10 protein-coding genes are annotated in these 11,983 nt (G+C 69.9%); 6 read left to right on the top strand and 4 right to left on the bottom strand.

The window, feature by feature from the left end:
• Nucleotides 1–179: 179 nt before the first annotated feature.
• Nucleotides 180–1,280, top strand: a complete 1,101-nt coding sequence (locus ABI214_RS07590; protein ID WP_348608173.1) for a M23 family metallopeptidase — start codon at nucleotides 180–182, stop codon at nucleotides 1,278–1,280.
• Nucleotides 1,281–1,357: 77 nt separating this feature from the next.
• On the opposite strand, the gene pcrA is transcribed toward ABI214_RS07590, so the two are convergent.
• Nucleotides 1,358–3,820: a DNA helicase PcrA gene (pcrA, locus tag ABI214_RS07595; protein ID WP_348608176.1), complete on the bottom strand. Its 2,463-nt coding sequence runs from the start codon at nucleotides 3,818–3,820 to the stop codon at nucleotides 1,358–1,360.
• Between the two features lie 327 nt (nucleotides 3,821–4,147).
• Between pcrA and ABI214_RS07600 the strand changes: the two genes are divergently transcribed.
• A complete protein-coding gene (locus ABI214_RS07600; RefSeq protein WP_348608179.1) occupies nucleotides 4,148–4,441 on the top strand; it encodes a chorismate mutase in 294 nt (97 codons plus the stop codon).
• 87 nt (nucleotides 4,442–4,528) lie between these two features.
• Here ABI214_RS07600 and ABI214_RS07605 read toward each other — a convergent pair whose 3' ends face one another.
• Entirely contained in the window at nucleotides 4,529–5,980 is a 1,452-nt protein-coding gene (locus tag ABI214_RS07605; protein WP_348608182.1) for an NAD-dependent succinate-semialdehyde dehydrogenase, read from the bottom strand.
• A gap of 102 nt (nucleotides 5,981–6,082) precedes the next feature.
• On the opposite strand from ABI214_RS07605, the gene pgi reads away from it, so the two are divergent.
• Nucleotides 6,083–7,732, top strand: coding sequence for a glucose-6-phosphate isomerase (gene pgi / locus ABI214_RS07610; protein ID WP_348608185.1), 1,650 nt, complete (start codon nucleotides 6,083–6,085; stop codon nucleotides 7,730–7,732).
• A gap of 9 nt (nucleotides 7,733–7,741) precedes the next feature.
• On the opposite strand, the gene ABI214_RS07615 is transcribed toward pgi, so the two are convergent.
• Complete coding sequence (locus ABI214_RS07615; protein ID WP_348608188.1) at nucleotides 7,742–8,542, bottom strand: FAD:protein FMN transferase; 801 nt, start codon at nucleotides 8,540–8,542, stop codon at nucleotides 7,742–7,744.
• A gap of 66 nt (nucleotides 8,543–8,608) precedes the next feature.
• Nucleotides 8,609–9,217, bottom strand: coding sequence for a TetR/AcrR family transcriptional regulator (locus tag ABI214_RS07620; protein ID WP_348608191.1), 609 nt, complete (start codon nucleotides 9,215–9,217; stop codon nucleotides 8,609–8,611).
• A 77-nt stretch (nucleotides 9,218–9,294) separates the two neighbouring features.
• On the opposite strand from ABI214_RS07620, the gene ABI214_RS07625 reads away from it, so the two are divergent.
• From ABI214_RS07625 to ABI214_RS07635, 3 genes are all read left to right on the top strand, one after another.
• On the top strand, nucleotides 9,295–10,062 hold the full coding sequence (locus ABI214_RS07625; protein WP_348608194.1) for a crotonase/enoyl-CoA hydratase family protein: 768 nt from the start codon (nucleotides 9,295–9,297) through the stop codon (nucleotides 10,060–10,062).
• Between the two features lie 17 nt (nucleotides 10,063–10,079).
• A complete protein-coding gene (locus ABI214_RS07630) occupies nucleotides 10,080–11,348 on the top strand; it encodes a hypothetical protein (protein WP_348608197.1) in 1,269 nt (422 codons plus the stop codon).
• An 86-nt stretch (nucleotides 11,349–11,434) separates the two neighbouring features.
• On the top strand, nucleotides 11,435–11,959 hold the full coding sequence (locus ABI214_RS07635; protein WP_348608200.1) for a hypothetical protein: 525 nt from the start codon (nucleotides 11,435–11,437) through the stop codon (nucleotides 11,957–11,959).
• Nucleotides 11,960–11,983 lie beyond the last annotated feature (24 nt).

The following is an 11,983-nucleotide window of genomic DNA, read 5'->3' on the forward strand; positions in this document are numbered from 1 at the left end:
CCGTCCCGATATATGAACGAGACCATTTGGGATGTTCGGCATCCGCCCAGCTCACGCTGTGACGCCAGTCACATCTCCCGTTTCGTCCGGTCTTACGGGTTGCTCCCCTGCAACCGTTTCGTTACCGTCGCCAGGGTCTAAGTCACAGGCAGGTCACGGGCAGGAGGACGGAAGGGCACATGCGCCACCGCACTCAGTTCACCGCCAGCCGTTTTGTGAATCAACACGCTGACCCGGAAGCCTCCAGGTTCCCGGCTGCGGCAGATCACGAGTTCGAGCGTTGCAATCCAGCAGCGGAGCCGTCTCCGGTCAAGCTGTCGGAACGGGCGGACGGCGTCGCAACCAACTATCCGACGCCCTCGGGGGTTCGTTACCCCGAGGCGGAAGGTTCTGAGATTCGTAGCGCCATGTTCCACAGTTCCAAGCCCCAGAATCACCACGACGCCGTCGACACCGACGAGCCGCCAACCGAGTTCTTCACCCCCGCGGGGACGATCGATCCGACAGCCGATGTCGTCGCTCCCCGCCGCGGCGGCCAGCACCGCCTCCCCGCTCCCCCCTCCGCCCTCAAGGGCCGCGCCGCCGTCATCGCGGTCGCCGCCGGCGCAGTCGTCGCCGCAGGCCAGGCAGCCACCAACGGCCCGGCCGACAATGCCGACCACTCCGAGGTCGAACTCACCGCTTCCGGCTCCGTCGCCGCCACCGCCGTTCCGCAGGCCGCCCAGTTCAGCGACGTCGCACAGACCTCCTCCGACAGCTCGGCACCGCAGGTCCTCGCCGTCGCGAGCCCGACCGATCTGGGCCAGTTCTCGAACCTCCTCGCCAAGGGCCAGCGCTTCAGCGAGGAGCGCGCCGCCCGCGAGGCCGCCGCCCGCCGCCCGCTGTTCGCGCTGCCCGCCCACGGCACCTACACGTCGTCGTTCGGCTCCCGCTGGGGCACGCTGCACGCCGGTGTCGACATCGCCAACGCCATCGGCACCCCGATCTACGCGGTGGCCGACGGCCAGGTCATCGACTCCGGCCCGGCCTCCGGCTTCGGCATGTGGGTCCGCCTCCTGCACTCCGACGGCACCATCACCGTGTACGGCCACATCGACACCACTCTGGTCACGGTCGGCCAGAAGGTCATGGCCGGCGACCAGATCGCCACGATGGGCAACCGCGGCTTCTCTACCGGCCCGCACCTCCACTTCGAGGTCCATCTCGCCGGCGAGAACAAGATCGATCCGATTCCGTGGCTCGCGACCCGGGGCATCAGCCTCGGCGTCGAGCAGCCCTGACGCTCGATCCCACAGTCACGAAAAACGCCTGCGGGCCACGCGATTTCGCGTGGCCCGCAGGCGTTTGTGCTGCGACGTCAGAGCTTGACCATCGGCACGCCGCCGATCAGCATCAGCCGCACCTTGCCGGCGGACCCGAAGTCGATCGTGACGGTCGCGGTGGGACCACTGCCCTTCGTCTCGAGGACCTTGCCGAGACCGTACTTGTCGTGACTGACCCGATCACCGACCGCGAGCACCAGGTTGTTGTTGCGTCCACGCGGCGCCCCGAAGCTGGGCGACGAGCCGGCGGCCCGACCACCGCCACCGAAGCCGGAACCACCGAATCCTGAACCGCCGTAACCCGATCCGCCGTAGCCCTGACCGCGCGGGCGACCGCCACCGATCGCTCCGCCACCGCCGAGGACACCGGGATCCTCACGGCGCCAGTCCAGCAGGTCCGCCGGAATCTCTTGCAGGAAGCGCGATTCCGGGTTGGTGACGGGCTGCCCCCACGCGGATCGCACGACCGCCCGGGTGAGGTACAGCCGGTGCCGCGCCCGCGTGATGCCCACGTAGGCGAGGCGACGCTCCTCCGACAGCTCGGCGGGATCACCGAGCGCCCGCATGTGCGGGAACTGCCCGTCCTCCCAACCGGTGACGAACACGACGGGAAACTCGAGGCCCTTCGCGGTGTGCAGCGTCATGAGCGTGACGACGCCCTCGCCGGAATCGGGCACCTGGTCGGAGTCCGCGACCAGCGAGACTCGCTCGAGGAACGCCGCCAGCGAACCGGGGTCGGGCATGCCCTCGTCGTCCACGACGTCGTCGGGCGCCGCATTCTCCTGGGCGAAGGCGGCGGCGTTACGCGCATCGGAGCTGAACTCTCTTGCCACGCTTACCAATTCGTTGAGGTTGTCGAGTCGTGCGCCGTCCTGCGGGTCGCTGCTGAGCTCGAGTTCGCGCCGGTACCCGGTGCGGTCCAGGACGGCCTCGATGATCTCGCCGATGTCGGTGAGGTCGTTTCCGTCGGCGTCGGTGGACGCCATCAGCGCGCGCAGCCCGTCGAGCAACTCGAGGAACGACGCGATCGCCTTCTGGGACCGGGTGTTGAGCAGTGGCACCACGCCCTCGGCGCCGGCCCGCAGCGCCTGCGCGAATCCGACGCCCTTCTGCTCGGCGTACACCGACACGCACGCCTCGGCGCGGTCGCCGATACCGCGGCGCGGGGTGTTGAGGATGCGCCGCAGGCTCACCGCGTCGTCCTCGTTGGCGAGCACGCGCAGGTACGCGACGATGTCGCGCACCTCCTTGCGCTCGTAGAACCGCGTGCCGCCGACCACCTTGTACGGGATGCCGAGGCGGATGAAGATCTCCTCCAGCGCCCGCGACGAGTTGTTGGTCCGGTAGAACACCGCGACGTCGCCGAACTTGGTCTCACCGGCGTCGACCAGGCGGTCGATCTCCGATGCGACGAACTGCGCCTCGTCGTGCTCGTTGTCGGCGACGTAGCCGGTGATCAGTTCGCCCTCGCCCGAGTCGGTCCACAGCCGCTTCTCGCGGCGACCGGTGTTGCGGGAGATGACGGAGTTGGCGGCCGACAGGATGTTCTGCGTGGACCGGTAGTTCTGTTCGAGCAGGATGGTCCGGGCATCGGGGTAGTCCCGCTCGAACTCCTCGATGTTGCGGATCGTCGCACCACGGAACGCGTAGATCGACTGGTCGGCGTCGCCGACGACGCACAACTCGGCCGGCGGGACGGTGTGCGGGTCGTCGGTCGGCTCCCCCACCAGCTCACGGACCAGCACGTACTGGGCGTGGTTGGTGTCCTGGTACTCGTCGACGAGGACGTGCCGGAACCGGCGACGGTAGTACTCGGCGACCTGCGGGTGCCGCTGCAGCAGCGATACCGTCTCGCCGATCAGGTCGTCGAAGTCGAGCGCGTTCGCGGCCCGCAGGCGCTGCTGGTACAGCGCGTAGACACGCGCCGCGAGCTTGTCGAGGTCGTTGGAGTCACGGGCCGCGTCCGCCGCGGCTTCCTCCGGGTCGATCAGCTCGTTCTTGAGGTTCGAGATCTTGGTCGCGAGCAGCCGAGCAGAGTAGCGCTTGGTGTCGATCTCCAGGTCCTTGGAGATCATCGTCAGCAGGCGGCGCGAGTCGTCGGCGTCGTAGATCGTGAAGTTCGAGTTCAGGCCCGGCAGCAGCGCCGACTGGGCGCGCAGGATCCGAACGCAGCTCGAGTGGAACGTCGAGACCCACATGCTGTTGGCGCGCGGACCCACCAACTGCGCGACGCGTTCGCGCATCTCCGCGGCGGCCTTGTTGGTGAACGTGATCGCGAGGATCTGACCGGGCATCACGCCCCGCTCGGCCAACAGATAGGCGATCCGCCGGGTCAGGACGGCGGTTTTGCCGGACCCGGCGCCCGCGACGATGAGCAGCGGCGCCCCCGCGTGCAGGACTGCCTCCCGCTGCTGGGGGTTGAGACCTTCGAGCAGGGCGTCGGACGAGGCGTGAGAACGGCCTGCCGCACCGATCGTGGAGCCGGGAATCGTGTTCATCGTCTGTCCACGCTACCGGCGAAGGCCGACATTGTGGCAGGGGCCCGACGACGGTGAAGGCAGTCACCTCTGCTTGGGTTGCACTCCTTTGCGTGGCAAACTGGAGCAATGATCATTGCCGCAGAGGGAGGGCCCGGTATCCGATGGCGCTCGCCACGCGAGCACTGGCGATTTCCCAGCGGGTACCGACCGACGGTGCCCGCGGCCTGATCCCCCGCGAGCCCCGAGGTCCACACCGGATCCCGGGGCGTTCTTGTGAGCTGGACCCGGATTCGTAACGACTCGAGGGAACCGAACGAACCTACGTTCCGACACGAGGAGAAGATTATGAGCAGTCCGATCGCAACGCCTTCATCCGAGTCGCCCCTGCCTTCGAGCGAGGCGGAGATCGCCGAACTCCGCAAGGAGATCGACCGCCTGGACGCCGAGATCCTCGCCGCCGTCAAGCGTCGCAGCGAGGTGTCCCAGATCATCGGCCGCACCCGGATGGCATCCGGTGGCCCCCGCCTGGTCCACAGCCGGGAGATGAAGGTCCTCGAGCGGTTCAGCGAGCTCGGCCAGGAGGGGCACACCCTCGCGATGCTGTTGCTGCGCCTCGGACGCGGACGACTGGGGCACTGAGCACCCCACCCGAAACCGCCCGGCCCATAACGGACCGGGCGGTTTTCGTTTGCGTCGAGAGACGAGCCGTCGAGGCTCGGCCTCGTCTCAGGTGAGCGCGATGTACTTGGTCTCGAGGTACTCCGCGATGCCCTCGCTGCCGCCCTCGCGTCCGAAGCCGGACGACTTGACGCCGCCGAACGGTGCCGCGGTGTCGGAGATGACGCCGCGATTGACACCGACCATGCCGGTCTCGAGCGCGTCGGACACGCGGAGCGCACGGTCGAGGTCTCGGGTGTAGATGTACGCGGCCAGGCCGAACTCGGTGTCGTTGGCGGCCGCGATCCCCTCCGCCTCGGTATCGAAACCGGCGATCGCGGCGACGGGACCGAACACTTCCTCGCGCAGGATCCGCGCCGACGCCGGCACGTCGGCGAGCACCGTCGCGGGGTAGAACCAGCCCGGCCCGCCCGGCGCCTGCCCACCGAGCAGCACCTTCGCTCCGGCCTGCACGGCGTCGTCGACCAACTCGGTGACGGTCGCCAGCTGGTCCGCGTTGATCAGGGGGCCCAGCGTCGTCGCAGGGTCGATTCCGGGGCCCAGCTTCGACGCTGCCATGCGTTCGGTGAGCTTCGCGGTGAACTCCGCCCGGACGGCGTTGGCGACGTGGAAACGGTTTGCGGCGGTGCATGCCTCACCGCCGTTGCGGAGTTTCGCGAGTATCGCCCCGTCGACGGCAGCGTCGACGTCGGCGTCGTCGAACACGACGAACGGCGCATTGCCGCCGAGCTCCATCGAGGTGCGCAACAACCCCTTCGCCGACTTCTCGACCAACATTCGGCCGACGCCTGTGGAGCCGGTGAACGTGAGCTTGCGCAGTCGCGGATCCTCGAGCAACGGCCCCGTGAGGGCGCCCGAGTGCGACGTCGGCAGCACCGACAGCACGCCCTGCGGCAGGCCCGCCTCGACGAACAGTTCGGCGAGCGCGAGCATCGTCAGCGGCGTCTCCGACGCGGGCTTGACGATCATCGTGCAGCCCGCGGCCAGCGCCGGCCCGATCTTGCGCGTGCCCATCGCGAGCGGAAAGTTCCACGGGGTGATGGCCAGGCACGGACCGACGGGCTGTTTGGTGACGAGGATCCTCCCGTTGCCGGCCGGAGCGGACTGGTAGCGGCCCTCCATCCGCACGGCCTCCTCGGCGAACCAGCGGAAGAACTCGGCCCCGTACTTCACCTCGGCGCGGCTCTCGGGCAGTGCCTTGCCCATCTCCAAGGTCATCAGCTGGGCGAACGTCTCCGCCCGGGCGGAGATCTTCTCGAACACCGAGCGCAGAAGCTCGGAACGCTCGCGGGGCGCGGTGGCGGCCCAGTCCGGCTGGGCCGCCACCGCGGCGTCCAGCGCCTTGACGGCATCAGCCGGGCTCGCGTCGGCGACATGGGTGAGAACCTCGCCGGTGGCGGGGTCGTGAACGGGGAAAGTGGCTCCGTTCTCGGCGTCGACGGGGGTTCCCCCGATCCAGAGTTTGGTAGGAACGGCACGAATCAATTCGGCTGTGTTCATATCCTTCATCATGCGCCTGCTCGGCGTCCTGCGAGCGGCGCTCGGGCCCATTCGACGAGAGTCGGCCCGCTCCGCGGGCGTGGTGCCGATAAGCTGCTGATCATGAGCACAGACATCACCGGGACCGCAGCCTGGAAGAACCTGGATGCGCATCATCGAGTGATCGAATCTGCCCATCTGCGAGACCTGTTCGCGCACGATCCCCAACGCGGCACCGAGCTGACCGTATCCGCGGGCGACCTGTACATCGACTACAGCAAGCACCGGGTGACCCGCGAATCCCTGTCCCTGCTGGTCGATCTGGCGCGCGCTGCGCGAGTCGAGCAGCGGCGCGACGACATGTTCGCGGGCGCTCACATCAACACGTCCGAGGACCGGGCGGTGCTGCACACCGCGCTGCGGCTGCCCGCCGACGCCGAGCTGGAGGTCGACGGCCAGGACGTCGTCGCCGACGTGCATTCGGTGCTGCGGCGCATGGGCGATTTCACCGACCGCCTGCGATCCGGGCAGTGGCGCGGCGCCACCGGCGAGCGCATCCGCACGGTCGTCAACATCGGCATCGGTGGCTCCGATCTGGGTCCGGTCATGGTGTGCGGCGCGCTGCGCCACTACGCCGACGCGGGCATCTCGGCCCGGTTCGTCTCGAACGTCGATCCGGCGGATCTCGTGGCGACCCTCGCCGACCTGGACCCGGCCACGACGCTGTTCGTCGTCGCGTCGAAGACGTTCTCGACGCTCGAGACGCTCACCAACGCGTCGGCGGCCCGCCGCTGGCTGGTCGACGAACTCGGCGAGACGGCGGTGCCCAAGCACTTCGTCGCGGTCTCCACGCACGAGCAGCGGGTGGCCGAGTTCGGCATCGACACCGCCAACATGTTCGGCTTCTGGGATTGGGTCGGCGGCCGGTATTCGGTGGATTCGGCGATCGGCCTGTCGGTGATGGCCGTGATCGGCAAGGAGCGGTTCGCGGAGTTCCTCAGCGGCTTCCATACGATCGACGAGCACTTCCGGACCGCGCCGCTCGAACGGAACGCACCGGTGCTGCTCGGCCTGATCGGCGTCTGGTACTCGAGCTTCTTCGATGCGGAATCCCGTGCCGTGCTGCCGTATTCGAACGACCTCGCGCGGTTCGCCGCCTACCTGCAGCAGCTCACGATGGAGTCCAACGGCAAGTCGGTGCGTGCCGACGGCACCCCTGTGACCACCAAGACCGGTGAGATCTTCTGGGGCGAGCCCGGCACCAACGGCCAGCACGCGTTCTACCAGCTGCTGCACCAGGGCACCCGCCTGGTGCCCGCCGACTTCATCGGGTTCGCCGAGCCCACCGACGACCTGCCCACCGCGGACGGCACCGGCAGCATGCATGACCTGCTCGTGAGCAATTTGTTCGCGCAGACCAAGGTGCTCGCGTTCGGGAAGACCGCCGAGGAGATCGCGGCGGAGGGAACGGCGCCGGAACTGGTGCCGCACAAGGTCATGCCGGGCAACCGCCCTTCGACGACGATCCTGGCGCCGCGGTTGACGCCGTCGACGATCGGCCAGCTCATCGCACTGTACGAGCACCAGGTGTTCGTGGCCGGGGTGATCTGGGGCATCGATTCGTTCGACCAGTGGGGCGTCGAACTCGGCAAGGCGCAGGCCCTCGAACTGGGTCCCGTGCTGACGTCACCGGAAGCGCCCCCGCGGCAGGACGATTCGTCGACCGACGCGCTGGTGCGCTGGTATCGGGGTCGGCGCGGTCGCGCCGTCTGACATCCGCCGCTATGCGGCGTGCGGGTGAATCCACCCGTGCGTCGTGTAGACCCGACCGAGCCGGTCTACCAGCCGCGCACCGAGTTCCTGCTGTTCGAGCCACGGCACCGCGCCCACGCCGCGCCGAATCGACGCGGCCGCGGCGCCGTACGCCCACAGCGCGTCGTCGGCCATCACCGAAACCTGCTCCCACTCACCGCTGACCGCATCGTGCCCGCCGTACGTCAGATCGGCGCCGACGGAGGCCATCGCGGTGCCCGCCCGCAGCTCCACCGCGCCGTTACCGGGCACCGCCACCTGCCAACCGCCGGCCGGAGGGTGTCCCGCGGTCGCGAGGACGGAACCGACGCGCACCAGCACGCCGCACTCGAGCTCGTGGGCGACCAGGGCGGCCGCCCGGTCCGCGGTGTCGGCCTTCGCGGTGTCGGCGATGTCGAACGAGACACCCCACGGAGCCAGGACGGTGGCGTCGTCGATCTGGACGTCGGCGAACGTCGGTTCGGGGTGGATGGGCGGAACGCCGGCCGGCGATTCCTCGATCGCGAGCGGACTCACGGCACCGTCGGTCATCCGGGCCACCCACAGGGCCGACCGCAGCAGCCCGGCCAGGGAGACACTCACGCGCACCGGCAGCCCCTGTGCGAGGTTGAGGGCGTGGATCTCGGCGTTGCCGCGCTGGAGGCTGCAGGCCGCCTCCGCCTCGGCGAGCACCGTTCCCACCAGCGCCACCGCGGGGCCCAGCGCGGCGCCCTCGGTGACCTGCACCTCGATCTCGTCGTTCCAGGCGCTCCAATGCGTGTCGACCAGCATGACCGTGCTCCGTACGGATCGGGATTGTGCCGCACTCAGTATGCGCTCACCGCGCAAACCTCCTGATCACCGTTTTACGGGCACAGCTCCGACGGCCGTGAGCGCGAACCGCACGAGGTCGTCGATCACGCCGGGGGCGTCCTGCCCGGAGGCGAGCGGCCCGGCGAGGACCTCCGCGGTCGCGCCGACCAGCGAGGCCGCCACGAGGGGGACGTTCTGCGGCGCCAGTTCCCCGGCGGCGACACCCGCGGCGACCGCCGCGGCGAATGCGTCGGCGAACGTGCGCCGGAAGATCAACCGTTCGGCGTCGACGGCGGCGTCGACGGGTTCGGCGAGCAGGGTGTAGGCGAGTTTCGGGTTCCGCATCGCGCGCCCGCCGAACGTCTCGATCACCGCGGCGATGCGTTCGCCGGCCGACCGGCCCGGCCCGGCGGCGGAATTCACCGCCGCCACCTCCCGGCCGACGATCTCCCGGAACACCGCGACCACCAGATCCGACTTGCCGGTGAAGTGCGAATACACCGTTCCCGTCGCGACCTGCGCCCGGTTCGCGACGGCGGCGATGGTCAGCCCCTGGTAGCCCGACTCGGACAGCACCGCGACCGCGGCCTCGAAGATCGCGTCACGCTGCGCAGCGAGGCGTGCCTCGACTGCGGGGGTCCGACGGTAGGCCATGCATGTAGTGAACCAGGGCTGGCAGCGAAGTCGCGATTCGGTCCTGACGCCCCGCCGGGCCCGGGTAGCGTCGAGCCATGCCGGTGCGCACCGAACGATCCGGGCCAGTCACGACGATCGTGTTGTCCCGGCCCGAGGTGCGTAACGCGGTCGACGGGCCCACCGCCGCCGCCCTCGCGGCGGCGTTCCGGGAATTCGACGCCGATCCCGACGCCGCCGTCGCGGTGCTGTGGGGCGAGGGCGGCACGTTCTGCGCGGGCGCAGACCTCAAGGCGTTGGGCACCGACCGGTCCAACCACGTCACCCCGGACGGTGACGGGCCGATGGGGCCGACCCGGATGCGGCTGTCCAAGCCGGTGATCGCCGCGGTGTCCGGGCACGCCGTGGCCGGCGGGCTCGAGTTGGCGCTGTGGGCCGATCTCCGAATCGCCGAGTCCGACAGCATCTTCGGGGTGTTCTGCCGACGCTGGGGCGTCCCGCTGATCGACGGCGGTACGGTGCGGCTGCCCCGGATCGTCGGGGCCGGCCGAGCGATGGACCTGGTGTTGACCGGTCGCGCGGTGGGCGCCGACGAGGCCCTCGCGATCGGCCTGGTGAACCGGGTGGTGCCGACCGGGCAGGCGCGCGCGACCGCCGAGGAACTGGCCGCCGAACTCGCCCGCTTCCCGCAGACGTGCCTGCGCGAGGACCGGATGTCGCTGCTCGACCAGGAGGGTCTGGCCGAGGCGGAAGCGCTGGCCTCGGAGTTCCGGCACGGGATGGTCGCGGTGACGGTCGACGCACTCACCGGCGCGGCCCGATTCGCCGCCGGCGAGGGACGACACGGGCAGTTCGACCAGCAGTAGCGGTAGCGTCCGTCGGCATGGACCGGTTGACCATGGTGGACGAGATCTTCCTGCGCCGGCATCACGGGTACGGCGTCCCGATCGTGATGCAGGGCGTGTGGCGTACCGCGGACGTCGTGGACGCCGCGGTCCTCGAATCGGTGCACGACGCGCTCTCGCGCGGTGCCCTGGGCCGCCGCGTCGTCCGCCCCCGGATACCCGGTGCCCGGCCTCGGTGGGAGGCGAGCACCGAGGCCCGCCCACTCCGCTACGCGCAGATACCGGTCGACGACGTCGTGCAGTGGGCCGACGCACAGGCCGACGTCGACGTCGACCCGGAGTTCGGCCCCGGGTGGGCACTGTCCGCCGCGCCCGTCGCCGGCGGTGGCACCGTGCTCTCGCTGGTGTGCTCGCACGTCGTCGCCGACGCCCGCGGCCTCGCGGCGGCGGTGGACTCGGCGCTCACCGGCAGGCCCCCGGCGCCCGTCCCGCTGCGCACCTGGGATGTCGCGGACGCGGTCCGGACCGTCGGGACCGTGTTGATCGGCGGCGCCCGCGCGTCGCTGGGTCTCCTGTTCAGTGCCCGGCGGCGCCGCGAACTGCGCGAGTTCGTCGAGGCCAACCCCGGACCACGGCCGGAGCGAACGCATCTCACGACCAGAACGTGCACGGCGATCGTCGATGTCGACGCGACGGAGTGGGACGCCGCGGCAGCCGCCGAGGGCGGCACCGCGAACGGACTGTTCCTCGCGCTCGTCACCGCGATCGCCGACGCCGCCGGGGTGCCGATGCCGCTGCACATCAGCGTGCCGGTCGACACGCGCAACTCCGACGCCGTCGACAATGCGATGGTCATCACCGAAGTGGTTGCGACACCGACCGATTCACTCTCCGACATACGCCGGTCGAGCCGCGAGGCCTTCGCCGCCCGACCGATGGGCGCACCGTCGGGGTTCCCCGAGGAGACCGTGCAGATCCTCCCGGATCGAATCGCCGCGCGCCTGACCGCGGGGGCCGGGGAACTCGACGCCCTGTGCTCGAACATCGGCCGGCTGCCGGACGCACTCGCGCTGCTGGGCCCGTACCGGACCACCGGCGTCGCGACGCGGGCGATGCACCCCGGGATCTCCGCCGACCGCCCCGCGCGGACCACCACCCACCTGTCGGCCTACCTGTGCACGTGCGACGGCAGGTACACGCTGTCGCTGGTCGGGATCGATCCGGACCACTTCGACAGCGGCGAGCAGCTCCGAGATCTCGTGGTGTCCGAACTCGCGACGAGAGGACTGACGGCACACTCGTGGTGACGAGTGGTGCCATGATGGCACCACTTTGACCTGGGAAGTTCAACAAAGGCCTTCACATGGCACCAAACTGGTGCCATAGTGATGCCATGGATCTGACACCGTATGTAACCGCACTCCAGAACGACCTCGCGGTAGCCGCCGAGGCCGGCGGTCCGGAGGCCCGGGCGGTCGCCGAGCGGCTGACTGCCCCGCTCGATTCGGCGGTACGCCTGGCTCTGCTCGACGCCCTGTCGGCGGCCGCGAACGAAATCACCCGCGACCTCGCCCCCGGCTCGGTGGACCTGCGCCTGCGGGGACGCGAACCGGGCTTCGTCGTCACTCCCCCACCGGCACCGCCGGCGTTCGACGAGCTTGCAGCCCCCCAGGAAGCGCCGACGGCACCGTCCACCCGTCCCGCGGATGTCGAGGACGGCCCGATGACCCGGATCAATCTCCGGCTCTCGCAGGACCTCAAGGACCGCGTCGAGGACGCGGCACGCGCGGCCGGACTGTCGGTCAATTCGTGGCTCGTCCGCGCCGCAACGGCGGCACTGGACGAGAACACCACGACGCGGCGCCCCGAGCGCCGGGCCCCGACCGGCGGCGACCGATTCACCGGCTGGGTCCGCTGACCCCGCCGTCACAGACAGCACCCT

Source organism: Prescottella soli, assembly GCF_040024445.1.
GTDB lineage: Bacteria > Actinomycetota > Actinomycetes > Mycobacteriales > Mycobacteriaceae > Prescottella > Prescottella soli.